Genomic DNA, 17,373 nt, shown 5'->3' with positions numbered 1-17,373 from the left:
CAGCCTGCTGTAGTATTCAATGAATTACGTAAAGCAGCTTAATTTAGCGAGTGGTGCACTTCGGAGTTGAATTCGCGCATAAATTTTCTTAAATAATTTTTGCGCTAGTATAGCGGATTTTAAGCCTAGGAATGAGATAAAAATTTACAGAATGCTATTGTAAAAGAAATGTGGTGTAGAAAGAATAAACCAGAAACAAAACACAGCCTCGCAATGAGACTGTGTTTATTTGAGTAACTTAATGCTTAGCGTTAATATTAATTACAGCTAGTCGAAATATGCCAAATATTGGGTAACGACTCTTGTAGTTTGCTTACTTGAGCACAGTCGATATTTGGGTTTCCATATAAACTTAAATATTCCAGATTGGTCAAATCGAATAGCGGTGACAGATCTGAAATGTTGCTATAGTTCAACTCTAAACGGGTAAGTTCGGCGTAATTTTTAATTGCACCATAGTTTTTCAGCTTGGTTCTATCCAAGTCCAAATAAATTAAGGTAGTAGGCAAGCCAAAAAGCGCGAAGTCATATACGGTTTGGCTATTTGTATTTAACTCAAAGGAGGTCAATGATTGAGGAAGTGTAGCTTTAGCCGTTAGTTCACCTGTGAGTCTATAGATGTCTAGATTCTGTAAGGTGTGGAGCTGAGCTAAGCTAGGATCTCGTAACAACGAACTGTTAACTGAGCCATCCAGTGTTAAAGTCTTAATTGCTTCAAACTGTGTAATTCCATTTAATGATTCAATTGCTGAGGCATCGCAAGAGAGTGAGGTATTACGCACAGCATCTTGGTATCTTCGATTTTCAATACATTGCTTAAATGCTTCATCGGTAATTAAGCTCAAATCGACCGGCTTCTTAATACAGTTAGAGTTAGAAAGATTTGTTGTTACACCATCGAGAGATTTTAATAGCTCCTGATCATCACAATAAATGGCACTACTTTGTATTTCAAGTCTTTCCAGATTGTTTAAACTGGCAAGCATGTCTGCTCTAAAAAACGTAGAAAAGTTGCTTAATGTTAATGACTTCAATTTGTTTAATGATGCGATGTCAGAGATGTCAGCCGCTAGAGAGTAGTTAATAAACAGAGTTTCTAAGTTTTCAAATTGAGATATCTGAGTGATATCTTCTAGCTCTTTAAAGCCGCTGAGCTTGATCGATTTCAGGCTCGAGTTTGAACCTAGAGAATCGAGAGTTGTGATTTTCTCTTCATTATCATAATAGTGACCTTTTGATAACTCAACTGATTCGAGCGCGGGGAAGTTAGTCAAGTTCACTATGTTTGAATAGCTGCTGCCCTTCACGTTTAGTGTTTTTAAGCTTGGAAATGTTGTTTCACTTGAAGCTTCAAATAAACTAACTTCTAGGTTAAGTGTTTCTAATGCTTGCATTTTACTTAACGTATCTAGTGCAAAGTTTGAGTAATCGCTGTCGACGGTGAGGTCGCGCATATTTTTAAGCTCAGACAATGCGCTAAAATCCGCGTTATTATCCAATTCACGAATGTACAATTCGGTTAGGTTTGGTGTGAAACTTAGCCAACCTAAATCATTAATGTTATACAGGCTATTAAGCTTTAATGATGTTAGCTGCGGCATCGATTGCAAAAAGCTCAGAGAAGAAAGGTTTAATTCCTCCAAAGACAAAGATTGCAGCTCCGTAAAGGTTGATAGCTCACTGACATTATCAACACTTAAATTGTTTAATGACAGAGAGGTTAGCTTCGCATTACTACTGATGTCCGCAATATCAAACTCAACATTGCTATAATAAGTACTAAGACCTAGTTTTTCCAACTCACTAAATTTTTCTAAGAATGAGAAATCTTCAATCCGTGTTCTGCTGAGTACGAGTGTTGTCAGATTTGTTTTGGCTTCTATTGCTGTTGAATCAGCGGCTTCGATATTATTAAGTGTTAATGCTGTGAGGTTAGGTATGGCGCTTAAAAATGACAGCGAGTCCAGATCTTGTATGTATGTCAAAGATAAACTCTGCAAGTTACTAAAGCGTTTTAGGGTACTTTTATCATCAATGCTTAGAGAACGTAGGGTCAAACGGGTGAGCTTATCACTTGGAAGTTCACTGATCTGCATAGTTTCATATTGACTACTATAGTTTTCTATTTCAAGCGTCTGAAGCTGCGTAAAGCCTGATAGATCTAGCATCTGGAACGCTAGGCGTTTGCCTGAACTATCTTCTTTGTTTTCAATAATAGACAAAGACTCAAGTTTGTTGAGCTTATTAATTTGTTCTAAACGTGCATCATTATTCGAGCTGTTCTGAGCTGCGGCAAATGCGTTATCGAGCTTTAACACGGTGAGCGGAGAAATTTGAGCTAACTCGTCGAGATTATTCAATTCTGCGTTTTTAATAGACACGGTTGATAAGCCGCTAATACCTGATAGCCCCTCTAACGTTGCGACTGGGTAGTCTGTACAATCAACAACTGAAATACCCACATCTTGATGTGTATCGGATAAACATTGCGCGAGCGCCGCGTCTGAAATCGTTAAGCTTGAGAGTGGAGCGTACGCACTTAGATTGACAGTTAACTCTTGTGAGCTTGAGGCCCCTTTGTCGTCTGTCGCGGTTAGCTTAAATGTTAGCGTGGTCGCTTCATTGATGTCAGGCGCACGAAATTCGAGCGTTTCGCTAGTGTTGTTTGTTAGCTCAACAGTTGTACCTGCTGTCTGCTCCCAAAGCAAAGTTTCAATCGGACCATCTTCATCTGTTACGGTCGCAACGGCTGTGATTGAGTCTCTTTCCATCGCAGTAATTGGTGCTATGGTCGCAATTACTGGTGCTTTATTTGTTGATGCGACGGGGGTATCGCTTTTGTCACTGCCACTACCGCCGCAAGCTGCTAGAGTGGAGGTGAGTAATGAGGCTACGATTCCCTTGTATATAGCGTTTTTAATCATCTTGATATCTTATTTTGTTTTATTGAATAATCAGTGGGCGTGGGAGTGTACTTTATTTGGAAACTAGTTTCCAATAATTGCACTAACAAATAAGTTGACCTTTTTTGATTATCTTGTGGATGTTTTTTAACATGTTGTTTATTAAATAGATATAGTACTAAAACATGTGAAATTTTGCGTTGGCTGAATTTTTATCGCTACCAGTTGGCATTCCTGAAGATGTGCGAAAAAGTTGTCGACCCCCAATGAGAATAGTGCTTATTATTTTTGAATCGGCAGACTTTTTCTCTCGATAGGCCCATGTCAAAGTGTCATGAAGCGCACTGACTGAAGGCTATAAAATTAGGATGGGTATATGGATAAGCTAAAAGCAATTACAGTATTTAGGCGCGTTGTCGAGCTTGGAAGCTTTAGCGCGGCGGCCGATGATTTGTCGTTATCAAAGGCCGCGATAAGTAAAAATATCAATGAACTTGAGGCGTATTTAAAAAGCCCCCTTATTCATAGAACCACGCGTAAGATGCATGTAACTGAGAGCGGACAGCAATACTATGACCACGTCAGGACTATTTTGGATGAATGGGCTAGTGCTGATCTTTCTATCATAGAGTCTTCGCAGCAACTTTCAGGGCTTTTAAGGGTCAATATTCCAATGTCTGTAAGCATATTAATGTTAAATCCAGCCATTTGTGAATTTATGAAACAGTACCCCGAAATATCGGTAGAAGTTGTCATGAACGACCAGTATATCGACTTGGTCGAACAAGGGATTGATATTGCAATACGTGGAGGAGAAACATTAACAGATTCCACGCTTAGGTCCAGAAAACTAACCACTATGGATCGCATCCTTTGCGCTTCTCCATCGTACTTAACACAATATGGTACACCTACAAGTCCTCAACAACTGATATTGCATAATTGCTTGGTTTATAGTCTATCTTCTTCAGCAACTAGGTGGACATTTTCGCGTGAGGACGACACTCAGGTTGTCAACATTCAGAAGAGCAATTACTCTGTTAATAACGGTTTGGCTTTAAAACAAGCAGCATTAGCTGGGCTTGGAATCATGATCCTTCCAAAAGTGTTTGTTGCAAAAGAAATAAACTCTAGTGAATTACTACCATTGTTACCGGATTGGAAAATTAGTCCCCATGCGCTCCATGCGGTTTATCCCTATCATAAAGCGCAGTCACAAAAAGTGCGTGTATTCATTGATTTCTTAACTTCCTACTTAAAATATGAATGACTCAGAGAATAGTCTAAACGCGACATAGTATGCGCGTACACTGCTGTTTTATTGTTTACTCTCAGTGTTTAATTTGTTTACTGAAACTATGTTTTTCTACTCATAATTAATACTTAGACTTGGAAAATAGGCTCGACAGTGATGGTTTTGCCTTACTTGTCTAATTGTTTGAGGAGAAATTAATATGAAGAAGTTTTCTAATTTAGTGCTTGTTGCGCTTGTTTCGGTATTGCCCCTATCAAGCTGTATCGCCAATGCTACGCAGAGCGAGGGGCAGCTTATACTGTCGTATAGTGATGGCAGAGCTGAGTCAAAGGGGATTGCGCAGGTAAATAAAGTATTACGTCGTGTCGGAGTGAGGGTGAGCACCGTGAATATTCCAGAAGAGGCTCGGCCTATTCTGGAGGTATCCAAGAAAAGGGCGATTAACGAACAAGAAAGCATGCAGTTACTGTCGTTATTTTCTTTACACCGAGGTGAGCTACTAAACGAAATCAAGCAAGCAGGGCGTCAACCGGAAATGCATCGTGGCGGATTTCTATCTACTTCAGAGATAGGCGTTGCACCTTATCCTAAGATATACGACATGAAAGCGATGAGCAGCGAAGTTAAGTCATATCTACAAGAAAAGTTTGGGAAACTACATGTCAACAGCGCTGAAAATGGCGTCGGCATCGATGAAGTGATGACGATTGTATCAGGTGGCCCATGGACGTGGTTCTTTTTACTACCAGATAACGTGATCGGTAAGCTAACGTTAGGACAGGTAAGTAATCACAGTAATGCATGGCGTATTAGCTACCCAGGACTTGTTCCACACGGAGGCTTTTTGGACTCTGAATATGGCTTAGTAGTGGCCTACGCGCACGGGCCAAAAAATTTCGTCATGCGATATGAAGATCCGAGTGTGGTGGGTGCTGAACTCTTAGGCACTAATGCATGGATTGATTTTACGTCGGAGACGCCAACATTATTAGATTAAGAATACCTCAGCGGTTCCACAGCGCTTTTTGAGGTGACGCTTAATTGCGCCATAAAAGAAGCGAGGCTATATAGCCTCATTGGTTGGAGAATAGAGTGGTAAGGACAACGGGTTAAGGGCGTGTGCTAGCGCGCTCCTTTTCCTGAAGTCGCCTAGTCAACGTTTGCGATTGCGGATTCTATACGATTTTCACAAAGGGTAGTACCGGGCAGTGTCGCACAGTATTCGCCAGCTTGCTCGAGTCCGATGCGCTGCGTATTACGGGCGGAAATACGAGCTGTAAGCTGTTCGATTTCAAGCGGGTCTTCAGACACAGCTTTAAATGCACTCAACCTTTCTATTTCGTCATAAACTAAATCTTGATAACTTCTGAGTCTGGCAGACAGTGCAATATAGCGGTTAGATAGTGCGGTGTGACCAGCATAGGCGAGGTCATAATGGCCAGAGTCTTCATAGCTTTCGACTTCGTACTTTAAAACGTTTAAATGTTCGTCTTTAAGGTCGTCGACATACTCTCCACCGTCTAGTAAATAGCTAAATAAATTGTCGGCGTATGTAATACAGGGAGTTAGATTATCGGTTTTGCAGTGCATGGTGCCATTTTTACTGAGTCTAGCGAGTTCTGGCGTCATACCCCCATCGGTATTCACCTGAATCGTATAGACGGCATCTTTGGTTGCCTCTTGAAATACTTTGGTTTTAGTAAAAGTTTTACTGAAAAAAAGAAATTTCACTTTGATTTTGGTCTGAAACCATTCGTATTTTGTGCGATCTTTAAAATGGAGTTTGGCGGTAACATAGATACGAGAACCAAGTTTGATATTGTGGATGAAGCTGTCACCACAGCGGTTTCTTACCTGAGTCGGATCTGTACTGAGCAGCTCGACAAAAGCGGGTTTGGTGGTTCGATTTTCAAAGTTATAACTTCCTTTTTCATAGGTTAACTCGACCGCCGAGGCAGCTGAATTTCTATTTTTGGTTACTTTCCTGCGCATGGAAAATTTGGCTGAACCACCAAAAATAACTAAATTGATACCAGCCTTTACACTACCTGTAATGGTATTGATCATGGTGTCGGAGTCAAAATCGCCACGATAAGCCAAGTCGCCCATGCTACCACCCTGAAATTGCCACTGACCATCGAGGCACGATTCAAGCGGTATGCCTAATTCCTGTTCAAATCCCTGCCCGAGTTGTTCATGCTCAGTATTTAAAGAGTAATAGGTATGTGCATTTGCATAAAAGCTTAACAGGCCACAGAGCACTATTAATATGGTTCTTAAGTGCATACATAAATTCCTGTAGATGGTTTACTGTGGGAGAGGCGAAGAAGTAATAATTCAATGTGCGACTGTTTATTACTTGCCACGCCTCAATTGGACTAATTGAGTCTTAGCGTTTTTACTACTCACTAATTTTCAAAAGCGGTTCCATAGGTTGGTAGGGCTGATTTACATGGTAGCCAAACCATCACGCCCGCAGCTGGGTCATTTGCATCAACAAAGGAAGGCGCCCAGCCCAACTGTCTAAACCCAAGTGATACATGATTTTCTTCAACACCAAAGTTTGCTGTTGCTTCTCGGGCATTTTCACATTTGAAGTATTGCGTCATGTTATCAGCTGGTATATTCAGATCGGCAAGCGTGTAGTTTTGTATGCAGCCGACACCACTACCACTACAGGTATTTAGATAATCGTTCCACGCATCTGTACAAGCTGTACCATAAGGATTATCGCGACAAACTCGAGCATATTGCTCATAAATCCATGCATTGTTGTAAGCGGCTTCTTGTACGCCTTCTGCTTTTTGACGTTGTACATCCGTCATCCAACTAGCGTATTGCGCAAGTACACCACGCGCACGGTGTTCATGATTAACCGACTTTTTGAATTGATCTTCAAGCCATAAAGTACGGTAAGTGGTTTCAAAGCGAATATCTTTATTACCTGAATCTAAACGACGTACATCTTGTGAGCTGATCTCGTAAGGCGTTGCCTTGTAACGCACTACGTTGTAATCAGATAGCGCATTAAACTGATTACCAAAGTCGTTTTTCGCATAGTTCACCGCTTGCTCAAATAAAGTAAAGCAAGGCTCGTAGTTATCGAGTGAACAGGTGATAATATTGTTAGGGATTATGCTGAGAAGCTGTTTAGGATCACCGCCTTTTTGTAAAGCTCTGACGGTAATGCGCACACTTTTCTTAAGGTCTTCGTCGATATAATTAAGCTTACCATCGACGCTAATGCCAATATTACCAGCACCGTAACTTACCCCTAAGTAACCGCCAATTTCACTTTTGTGCTGCTCACTTAAGTATTCAATTTTCATGTTAATGAGTAGCTGTGCACCGTATTCAATCTCACTGATAAATCCATCGCCTGCCATGCTCATTAGTTTACTTTGATATTCATTCGCTAACGTATTACCTGACGGGGTCAAGGTGTAACCAATGTTGGCATCTGCTGGCATAAGTACACGCTTTTTCGGTGTTAATGATGCTTGGAAAGTATAAGTATTAGAAAACTCAGTCGAGGACATTTCTTTGGCTAAGTGGCCGCCAGCTTTGACACGAATGACCGGAAAGCCAACATCAACATCAACATTACCGTTGAGTTGACGGAGCACTTCGTCATAGCTGCCATTGTTTACTAGTTCAAATTGCACACGGGTATTGCCGAGAGTCTCAACAGTTTCCCCTGCGACAGTTTGAACATTCAAAAAGCGCTTTTGGTCGCTGTTATAAGCCGTACCTAGCACAATGTGGTCGTTCATCAATCCGGGAATTTCGCTTTGAAAGGTATTCACATTTTGTGCTTTTTGCATTAATTCCGCTTCGTTCACAAAATTGGAATCTGCGAATGCGAAAGGTGTAGTGCCGGCAATAAGTGCCGCGATAGTCTGTTTGTATAAGTTCATGTTGCCACCTATTACTTCACGTAAAGGAGGTAATCTTCTACCTCTCCAGAGTCTACTTCTTTACATGCGTCATTGCTGCCACCCAAGTAATCCATGGTAACGCGCATTTTCGTCATGCCCTTTTTGGCGCCCGTTGGCGGTGTAATTTCTACCTGAACTGCTTGTTCTGAGACACCTGCAAATAAGGTTTCTTTTGTATCGTTAAAATCACCATCTTGGTTCCAGTCAATAAACACATGCCAAGTTTCCGGATATGTTTCTGCACTACTAAATCCTGGGGTTAACGTTAACTGGTAGCTTCTATCGGCATATATTTTCGCAGTATCACCAACATAGTTACTGTAAAAGGTGTTGCTACTGGTGTTTTCAAGATTAGAAAACTTGACTGATTGGATAAACTCATAGGCACGTTCACGAGACTTAGTGGCGCAGTAGTTCGGCATTGCAGGTGTAACCATCACCGCGCTTATGCGATAATCTGATGGGATCTGCAAACAAGAAGTCGTTGGTGATTTACCCGCAAACCAGTTCTTTGGATTCGCATTGTCTTCATCTCCAAAGGTAAGGTATTTTGCATCAGTCCTGAGGGTACTATTTTTGTATAGCATTACTTTTTTAAGATTTGCTATTTTCTCATCATTTGGAATGGGAGTTGTGGGATCAAAGATATTATCAGAGACTTCAACCAACAACCCTGGGTAGCACTTTTCCAACCATTGAAAGCGTCCTAACGCTTGCTGTGGCGTAAGTACATCTCGAGATTCAAATAAAGTCGTATTTGCCTGCGCTGATGGTGCTACTGTCGCAGCGAATGAGGCAATTAATGTGCTGGTTAGCATGACTTTTAACATAGTCTTATTCCTTATAATTCTAGCCATTTACGGTCATACTGATGAACGCGGCCACGAGTCTGTAGCTCTCTATCGCGACAGTAATTACCAATTGGATTACGCTTACAATAATCAACGGCGTCTGCCAGAATAAATGAGTTAAAGAGCGCATTATCGCGAATGGTTTCTAATGCAGTTCGATGTGAGTTATTCAGCTCACTGGCGTAGTAATTGAGTAGGTTATCGGCACGACGATTGTCGAGAATTGCCTGTACCCAATCATCACTCATGTTTTTCAAAGCCAACTTAGTCAAGATGCTCTTGGCAGGATAGACATCATCAGGTACTAAGGGAGATAGGCTTGGTCCAGAGTCGGTATAACTTTGTGTTAAGACTCGACCAACGTTGTATTTATCTAATGTATCAAACTGAGTAACGTAGTTAGTTTTGATGTAATCGATACTGTTTTTAAACACATCAAAGCATGGTGTTGGGTTTTCCATCGTACAGTTGACGAGCTGATTGGGGATCACCTTCAATAGTTCAGTTGGATCACCACCAAGCTGTAGCGCAGAAACGGTAATTTTGATGTTACGCTTCACATTTTCGTCTACTTTTTGCAGTTTACCACTGACACTGACTTTACCCGCCCAGTCCACACCAAGCTGACCCCCCCATTTGACTTTGTCTTCGTCATTTTTATATTGGAACTTGAGGTTGATCATAACTTGAGAGCCGTACTCAATCGCTGATACAAACTCATTACCAATATTATTGAATTTATCTCCAGGGTTAGCATTGACCAAATCAAGCGCAGCTTGTGTAGGTTTAAACCCGGTTTGAGGATCCGCAACTAACAGCCGTTTTTTTGGTTTTAAGGAGAGAAATAGGGTGTAAGTGCCAGTGTAGTTATCTGCGGCGTTTTGTTTTGCGTAGCTTGCGCCAACGCCAACTTTTATGACTGGAACATCAAGTGCAGCGCCTAAATTACCATCTAGCATACTAGATAGTTGGCTATAGCTCATATCTACACCGACGACAAAATCCATTTCGGTATTGCCATAGGTTTCATCAACTCGGCCAAGCACACTTTGCAGTGCATAAAAACCTTCTTTTTCACTATGGTAAGCAGTACCGAGTGTCACTGAGTCTAAATCAGAGTTATTTGCTTGGGTAGTGAACTCTGGATTAGCAATTTGATCAGCAGTAGCTGAAAAACTGCAGGCAAAAAGTCCCATTACCCCCATGGCACGTGCCAATGGAGAATATATAAATTTCATGTTGAATTCCTTACTGAGAAGTATGGCCCCTCAATAGGAGAGGCCAGATGCAGCGATTAGTTCAGGCTGTTGATGTAGTCTGTTTTCCACTTTTCAGGAAGACGTTGGAGGATCTCTTCTTCTGACATGCGTACGTCCTGATCTTTGTAGTTAAACTCATCTTGTGTAGCAAGATCGCCTACCGCCATACCATTGGCAAACATGGCAAAGTTACGTGACTCAGCTAGTTTAGAATCTGCTGTTGGAGCAAGTTTTAGGTTATAAATCTTGTCGCGATACTTCTCTTTAGTCACGCTTGTTACCAGCACCGATCCATTCTCAGTTAAGATACGATCGCCAACTTTTAGCTCTTTCGCCCAAATAATTCCTTTATTTGAGGTCGAAATTGGGTGAGTCTCGGTAGTTAAGATATCAGAGCCATCTGCGCCTTTTACACGATACATCTTGATAGCTTCAATCCCAACCGACACATCAATAACTTGCATTGGTTCTTTAACTTGGGTATTCGAAGCAAGTGCGCCTAATACCAAATCGCCTTTCGCAATGTCTTCAATAGCAAGTTGTTTGCCATCGGCCATGGTGATCATTGTGCCTGTAGCTAGACAGCTATAACCTAACTTCATCATAGGTAATACTTCACTATAGAAGTTACCAAAACGCGTTGATGTTTCTGACGTTAGTGAAACTTGGAATGCAACGGCACCACCACGTCCTTTCTTAAAGTACGGATAACCTTTAACAGCAAAGGTCATATACCAGTTTGCTTCAGCGATGTTTGAGAACAGTTTGGCATTACCAAAACGGCCCTCTGAACGTGGAATATTCCAACGGATAATCGACTCTTGGTTTACTGTATCAACTTCAAACTCCAAGTAATCGGAAAATTGCTTAACCGCGTTTTCGAGCCCTTTATAGCTTTGCTTTGTCGCGCCGCCATAGATACCTTCTTGTAGATAGATATTCGTTGGTTCATCTATACCGTTTGGCAAATCGCCTACAGTTGGATAGATTTCAGTGATTTCGTGAGGAACACGTAACTCGCCGTTGAATGGGATATTTACATCGGTAATTTCATTCGGTTCACGGTATTGATCTGCTGCGTAATCACAGTCAGTGTGACTACGGTTTAAACAGATTTTAATAACCGCGTCGTTGTTTTTATCGATAGGCGCAGTCGCATTATATTTCGGACGTGTATCCAAAGATGAGCTGATCCCTACGTTAAGTGCAGAATCCTCACCTTTTGCAGCTGGTGCAGCAGAGCCATACAGCGCTTCAAAGTGCTCCCATGAGAATGGGTATTCAGTGTACTTCATCGTCGTACTGATAGTGCCATCTTCTTGCTCTAGTTCAACGTATGAACTTGCGTAAATGGTATCTAGGTTGGGAAAGTTTGCTTTCAATGACTTCAGGGAAATAGTCGAAGTTGCAAGTGTGTCTTTACCATCTAAGACATTAAATGTAGAGCCTAAAGGCGCAAGCTGATTACCATTTGCATCTTCTAACAACAAGTCGATGTAGGTCGCTTTTGTACCACCAAAGCGTGAGCTTTTTGCACGTACAATGAGATAAGGCTCGTTTGTATCAGACGAAATAGCTAAGTTCATATCCAAGAAGAAATGTGCTTCTTTAATGATATCCACTTCAGTTTCACTAACTGGCGGCACTTCAGAGGTGGTCATTTTCATCTTGGCTGATAAGTGCTGCCCTTTTGCTACATCTAGCGTTTTGTGTAGCTGTGGGAACTCGCTCTCAATACGGTTTGCTTTGATTAAGCGTGACTTAGCCAATTGATAGTGCTGCGGATTGGACATATCGAGTTTACGGATCCCGAATTGGTCTGGCTGAGTTACTGCGATCCCCTGGGTTGCAGCAGGTCCAGACTTCTGTTTCGACGCCGTGGTAGTTGGTTGTTCATTAACACTGTTGCTAGCAGCTACCGCATTGCTGACTGCTAACGCGATTGCAAGCGGCATGAGCACCTTTTTGTTTAGTTTTTTCATTTTATTTTCCTTAATTCTTATAGATTTCTACAAGGTAGTCTTCAATTTCTCCGCTCCCCGAGGTCGCGGCACTGCTATAGTCAGAGCAAGGATCGATACTATTCACTCTGCTAAATCCGTAATACTGTAAAATTCTCATTCGAGTCGTTGTGACAGGTTGTGACAGCTTATTGCTTGGAATGCTAAATTCACCCTCAACATAGCCTTTACCGTAGTCTTGGTTAGTTTGGTCAAAATCCATAACCAGCAACTCTGATTTGTTGTTTCTCCAATCACCATCGCCAAATTGACCGTCGCCGTTTAAATCTATCCAGATGTGGTAGTTTTCAGCGAAGGCTTCATTGCCTGCATAACCTGCCTCAATACGATAAGTATTATTCTGTGTGGTATAGAGCTTAATTGGATTGTTAGGATTAACGACACCAAGTTGCTGTGCATTGCTAAATGGACCATCTTGATTGAAAGTCACGTTACTGATGTGTTCATAATCGGTCAGACCTACAGCCGTGCAATATTCAACAGGTTGTGTTGATTTAAGCTCTAGCAGCATATTTTTGGTACCTGTAACTCGGCTTCCCCAATCATCCCAAATAGGTTTGTTGTAACTAATAGTTAGGCTTGCGCTAAAGTTACCTGCGGCTTGATAGGTGTGTTCGGTGTCTTGGCCAAAATTACCAGTTTGCGTAAGTGTTGAGCCATCTCCAAAGTTCCATTCCAATGTTACATCTGGGTATCTTGCAGCATTATCAGGTTTTGTGGTGGTATTACTAAAGCTGACCTTAAACGTACCGTCTGCTTGTTCGCTTACCGTGTAGCTCACTTCAGGAGTAAAGCTCGTTTCGCCAATTTTCACTGTTTCAGTGGTAGATTGTGTACCATCAGCATGATTAATTGTGAGTGTGATCGTGTACTCGCCATCGGCTTGATAGGTGTGCTGAGTGTCTCTTACTGAAGACGTGACACCATCTCCAAATTGCCACTGTATCGTGCTACCTTTAGGGGTAACACTCTGATTTGTATCTACATATACTGTGCTACCGGATTTACGAGGTGTGAATCTTGCCGTGATAGTGGTGTTAAACTGAACTTGTTTGTTCCAGCTTCCAATTACCTTGTTGAATCTGTCATATGCTTTTAGCTCAACCGCATAGTTGCCAGATTGCGCATATTGGTGAATAGGCGACTTTTCACTACTGGTTGTGCCATCGCCAAATTTCCAATGCCAACGTTTAACACGTGCATCGACAGTATTGTTTTCAAAGCTAATCTGATTGACACCTTGGCTTGTGCTGATCCTTAAATCAACAGGATCTGTGTTTTCAATGAGCTTCACTGTGTAGTCTTCAACTTCGCCCCAAGACATGTCGCCACACGCGGATTTCACTAGACCAAATGACACCATAGTTCGAAGGCGGTAGCTTTGGTTTAGCTCACCACTCAATGAGATCTCGCCAGTCAATTGCGTTTTACTGCTGCCAAAAAGTACGAGTTCTTCCGTCTTATGGAATAAGCCATCATTATCTTTGTCTAACCAGACATAAAAGTTCTTTGTCTTGTCTTGAGTATCTGGATGGGGTGCTGCGGTTAGCGTTACATTGAGTGCTTTACCATCCTTAACTTCGACTACATCATATGAGTAGTCGCTATAATTACTTGATGTAGAATCGTTTTTGTAGCTGTTCAACGAAACTGATGATAAGTAGTACTTGCTATGATTGATGCCTTGCGCGGGGCAATAGTCTTCAAAAACTTCAATAGGCAGCATAAAAGTATCAGACTGGCCAGAGGGGGCGATGGCGGTCAGTTCAACATTGTATTCGCCCGCAGTAGTATAGTTATGTGTGGGCTCAAAGGCGCTACTTTGTGCACTTCCATCACCAAAATTCCACTGCCATTGCCAGCCTTCGCTGCTACTAGCCGAAACTTGCTGGCCGTCACGACGGGTTAAGTTCTTAAAATCAAAAGCTAAGAATTGACGATCAAAGCCAAGTTCGCTCTCGAGTCCACGGTCTACCTTCAAACCTATACCGACTTGTGCAAATGCCTTACGTACGTGGTTTTGTAATTCAGTAGCTTGCCAGTGGCTACCATCTTGCTTTTTAACCCCATCTTGAGTCAGTTGATCAGTTACCGTGTGAGTTTGTCTCATTACACAATCAGCACCAGTAAGATAAGTACTATTGCTGGTCCAGCAGTTTTTATTTGCGTTAGCAAACAAGATAAAGGCGTACTTTGTATTCCACGGTGAGGTTTCGTTGTCTAGATCAGCAGTAGTGAGGTAATAAAAAGCTTTGTTAAATACGCCTGCGCCATGGTGAGAAGTGACTGAGTCGTCATAGTCCTCAACATGATCAATTGAATTTCCATCTAGCGTAGGAGTTTTGAAATAACGTAGTGCATCATCAAGGCGGAACGTTTCGTGATTACTTTTCCAATCATTCGTGCCAGAGTAGAAGAATTCAGCTGCTTCACCCGCCATATCAGAAAAGGCTTCATTGATGGCACGAGCTTGGCCTGTCAGCATTGATTTTGGCGTATTTGAGCCATACTCTTCGGTAAAACCGTGAGCGATTTCATGGGCAACTACATCCAAGGAAACCATAGGGTAGAAGAGGTAGTCACCATCACCAAAATAGACCTCGCCATTTTCATAAAATGCCTGATCCATGTTTAGTCCGTAATGGACATTTTGAATTATCTTTTTATTAAAGTAGGGTTTATGTCCAAGATACGCCTCGAACATCAAGCTTGCTGTTTGTCCATGATGATGAGCATCATTTAAGGCAGAGCGAGCGCCGTGATATTCTTTATAGTCATTGCGAGTTGAATCTGAGCAGTTATAGCTATAAGGCGTATTAACTTGGGCTGTACCGTGATTGTAGTTTCTGGTCTCAACGTTTTTTGCATCAAATAAGCAGTTGGTTTGCTGAGCATCAGTTTCCATGGCGACAACAAAGGTCTTTGGTGGGTAAGAAACATAATCAGCTTGTTGATAATCTGGACGTGAAACCTTGTCATTACCAGATGGTCCACTTCCGCCTTCATAAACAACGCGCTGCAATACATCAGATTGGCTGATAAGCTCGTTTGTTGTTAAATCTACAAAAGCAAGGATCCTTTGTGGCTTAAAAGGACCAGACTTAAAGTCGGTGAAAAAAGCAAGCTTGGCAGCATGTCGGGCTTTGCCCTGAGCATCTATATAAATTACTTCTTCTACTGATGAACGTCTAAAAATTCTAGGGCGTTCACTGTTAAACTGAGAAATGACTGAGTCTAAAGCTGCGCTAAGTTGTGCTTCAGAAACAGGAGTGAGCGTGGGTATATCTTTAGCGACGTTAACAATGAGATCACCATAAACTTGCTCAACAGTTCCGTTCTCGTCTGTCAGCACAACAAGGTCATGATTCCAGATTGGAATATTCTGGTATTTTTGAGTTATGGTATGGCTTTGCTTCGTTTGACCTACTTGGCTTTTATGAAACGTAAGCGTGTGACCTGCGTATTGCGCTGCAAATGTTTTCAGCGTGAGTAGATAGTTTTGATTAGAATCATCACCAAATGTGGATTGTTTTTGTTGTAAAGTTGGCGCAATTTTCTGCGTGTCATTGAATAAAGAGACGCGTTCAGCGCCGTGACAATACATACTTATCGCTGATGCTAAAACGCACAGAGACTTTAACCCTTGCATGTTAACTCCATAATTATTTTGAAGATTCCTTCCCACTAAAACGCAACTACTCAGTACATGAGATAAAAGAGCGAATGAGTGCGGCTGATTATTAGTGCTATTACTTTGAGCACAAACTCTAAGGTAATAAAGAATTTCAAATAAATAAATAACAAAAAATAAACAAAATAATAACTTTATGTTTTCGTTGGGAATTTAGGGGGAGGTTTTATTTTTGTTATTTTTATCTAACTAATTATTATTGTTGAATAAATCTAAATTTTTTTAGAGCTTATAAAAAACTAAGAGCAGCTCATACGCTAGGGGAGGTAGTCATCATTTTGTAATGTAAGGTAAATTTTAATGCTGGCAGATTTACTGTTCGTTCCTTTATTAGGAGCTTTTGCGCAATATTGATGAAATAAAATGAATAAGAAGCGTTGTTTGGGGTTGCTTGATTAAAGAGGAAATTGGTCTGGTAAAAAGTACCTAGCTGCTATACAAGTACTAGGTACTTTTTGTGATCTTTATTGAACGGTTACATTAATGTAGTTAGTAACAAAGGGCGATATCTCAATAGTTCCTGTCGCATAGACTTTTTTACCTACATCTTCACCTTTTATCTTTATATAGTATTGGCCAGCTGGAATAACAATGTCAGAGTAATGGCGTGTGCCAAAGTGAATAGTATCACCTTTGACCAACCAGCCCTCTGGTGAAACTTCGTATAGATAGCCTTCACACCTTATTTTTCCAATTCGCGGATGTTTGCATTCATTAAACTTAAGTCTGGTTTTACCACTTGGATTCTTTGCCGTTTTCACAAATGCCAATGAGCCATAGTCTCGAGCCGTTTTCGTTGCTTGATGAGGCCATACGTCTTCTTTTTCGACTGAATAATCGTTACTTGAGCCACTACCAGTTGCTGAAACGACGGTCCCTGAACTGCCAAAAATACCATTAATGGCGCCGTCTACACCGTCGTTAACTACACGATTGATATCATTACTTTTACATGCGGTAAGAGAGATAAGTGAAAGTGCGATAAGTGTTACTTTTTTCATTATTTGTCCTTGAAGTTCCATTCGCATCAGCATTTTTACTTAATGTTAGCTGCTTTCTTCAATGCTTAGTAAGTAACATATTCAAAGACTTACTAAGCTGTAAAACTAACACAAAGCAATACGAGCATTCTTTGCTCATACAATGCTTCCAGTTATTTTTGATTTAAATCGCATAAAAGTTTACCTTGTGGCGAAAAAAAGTCCAACAAAAAGCATGCTAGTTAACCTGAATTCGGGATAAGAAGTAAGTTAATCCACTAAAATCACTAAGTTCAAAAGCATAATATCACTCTAGCCAGGAGTTATTTCTTAATACAAGGCAAATTTGTGCGTCAATAGCTGGCCTATTGCAAGCAAATTTAACGCAGTAGTAAGGGATAACGGCTGCTAGAGAACAAGTTGTTATCCCGAGTTCTGGTTAGTTAATGACTCTAGTCATTGAACAGCATGCGAA

The 17,373-nt window shown here is 41.2% G+C and carries 10 protein-coding genes; 2 read left to right on the top strand and 8 right to left on the bottom strand.

Annotated elements, in window-relative coordinates; all coding sequences use genetic code 11:
• Positions 1-257 precede the first annotated feature (257 nt).
• The gene (locus NO992_RS07805; RefSeq protein WP_371375856.1) at positions 258-2,924 is read right to left on the bottom strand and encodes an Ig-like domain-containing protein; all 2,667 of its coding nucleotides are present in this window, start codon (positions 2,922-2,924) and stop codon (positions 258-260) included.
• Positions 2,925-3,279: 355 nt separating this feature from the next.
• Here NO992_RS07805 and NO992_RS07800 point away from each other — a divergent pair, with 355 nt between their 5' ends.
• Both NO992_RS07800 and NO992_RS07795 read left to right on the top strand, forming a co-directional pair.
• Positions 3,280-4,173 (top strand): LysR family transcriptional regulator, encoded by an 894-nt coding sequence (locus tag NO992_RS07800; protein ID WP_253107800.1) that lies wholly within the window; start codon positions 3,280-3,282, stop codon positions 4,171-4,173.
• A 184-nt stretch (positions 4,174-4,357) separates the two neighbouring features.
• Positions 4,358-5,155, top strand: coding sequence for a hypothetical protein (locus NO992_RS07795; protein ID WP_017218234.1), 798 nt, complete (start codon positions 4,358-4,360; stop codon positions 5,153-5,155).
• Between the two features lie 152 nt (positions 5,156-5,307).
• Here NO992_RS07795 and NO992_RS07790 read toward each other — a convergent pair whose 3' ends face one another.
• The 7 genes from NO992_RS07790 to NO992_RS07760 all read right to left on the bottom strand — a co-directional run bounded on the left by NO992_RS07790 (position 5,308) and on the right by NO992_RS07760 (position 16,919).
• Entirely contained in the window at positions 5,308-6,444 is a 1,137-nt protein-coding gene (locus NO992_RS07790; RefSeq protein ID WP_017218233.1) for a hypothetical protein, read from the bottom strand.
• Positions 6,445-6,566: 122 nt separating this feature from the next.
• Positions 6,567-8,075, bottom strand: a complete 1,509-nt coding sequence (locus tag NO992_RS07785; protein WP_045963290.1) for a hypothetical protein — start codon at positions 8,073-8,075, stop codon at positions 6,567-6,569.
• A gap of 11 nt (positions 8,076-8,086) precedes the next feature.
• Positions 8,087-8,926, bottom strand: coding sequence for a GEVED domain-containing protein (locus NO992_RS07780; RefSeq protein WP_010377893.1), 840 nt, complete (start codon positions 8,924-8,926; stop codon positions 8,087-8,089).
• Between the two features lie 11 nt (positions 8,927-8,937).
• Positions 8,938-10,185 (bottom strand): hypothetical protein, encoded by a 1,248-nt coding sequence (locus tag NO992_RS07775; protein ID WP_010377895.1) that lies wholly within the window; start codon positions 10,183-10,185, stop codon positions 8,938-8,940.
• 56 nt (positions 10,186-10,241) lie between these two features.
• On the bottom strand, positions 10,242-12,188 hold the full coding sequence (locus NO992_RS07770) for a Hint domain-containing protein (protein WP_371375850.1): 1,947 nt from the start codon (positions 12,186-12,188) through the stop codon (positions 10,242-10,244).
• Positions 12,189-12,198: 10 nt separating this feature from the next.
• Complete coding sequence (locus tag NO992_RS07765) at positions 12,199-15,876, bottom strand: PKD domain-containing protein (protein WP_371375846.1); 3,678 nt, start codon at positions 15,874-15,876, stop codon at positions 12,199-12,201.
• A 506-nt stretch (positions 15,877-16,382) separates the two neighbouring features.
• Positions 16,383-16,919 (bottom strand): hypothetical protein, encoded by a 537-nt coding sequence (locus tag NO992_RS07760; RefSeq protein ID WP_010377903.1) that lies wholly within the window; start codon positions 16,917-16,919, stop codon positions 16,383-16,385.
• Positions 16,920-17,373 lie beyond the last annotated feature (454 nt).

The sequence above is a fragment of the Pseudoalteromonas sp. DY56-GL79 genome (assembly GCF_041414765.1).
GTDB classification, from domain to species: Bacteria; Pseudomonadota; Gammaproteobacteria; order Enterobacterales; family Alteromonadaceae; genus Pseudoalteromonas; species Pseudoalteromonas piscicida.
Note: the sequence above shows the minus strand (reverse complement) of the source record. Positions and strands in the feature narration are given on the sequence as shown.

Bases quoted from the DNA above. Each gene is read 5' to 3' on its own strand.
- NO992_RS07795 (WP_017218234.1), top strand. From the start codon at position 4,358: ATGAAGAAGTTTTCTAATTTAGTGCTTGTTGCGCTTGTTTCGGTATTG.
- NO992_RS07780 (WP_010377893.1), bottom strand. From the start codon at position 8,926: ATGTTAAAAGTCATGCTAACCAGCACATTAATTGCCTCATTCGCTGCG.
- NO992_RS07775 (WP_010377895.1), bottom strand. From the start codon at position 10,185: ATGAAATTTATATATTCTCCATTGGCACGTGCCATGGGGGTAATGGGA.
- NO992_RS07765 (WP_371375846.1), bottom strand. From the start codon at position 15,876: ATGCAAGGGTTAAAGTCTCTGTGCGTTTTAGCATCAGCGATAAGTATG.
- NO992_RS07785 (WP_045963290.1), bottom strand. From the start codon at position 8,075: ATGAACTTATACAAACAGACTATCGCGGCACTTATTGCCGGCACTACA.
- NO992_RS07760 (WP_010377903.1), bottom strand. From the start codon at position 16,919: ATGAAAAAAGTAACACTTATCGCACTTTCACTTATCTCTCTTACCGCA.
- NO992_RS07770 (WP_371375850.1), bottom strand. From the start codon at position 12,188: ATGAAAAAACTAAACAAAAAGGTGCTCATGCCGCTTGCAATCGCGTTA.
- NO992_RS07790 (WP_017218233.1), bottom strand. From the start codon at position 6,444: ATGCACTTAAGAACCATATTAATAGTGCTCTGTGGCCTGTTAAGCTTT.
- NO992_RS07800 (WP_253107800.1), top strand. From the start codon at position 3,280: ATGGATAAGCTAAAAGCAATTACAGTATTTAGGCGCGTTGTCGAGCTT.
- NO992_RS07805 (WP_371375856.1), bottom strand. From the start codon at position 2,924: ATGATTAAAAACGCTATATACAAGGGAATCGTAGCCTCATTACTCACC.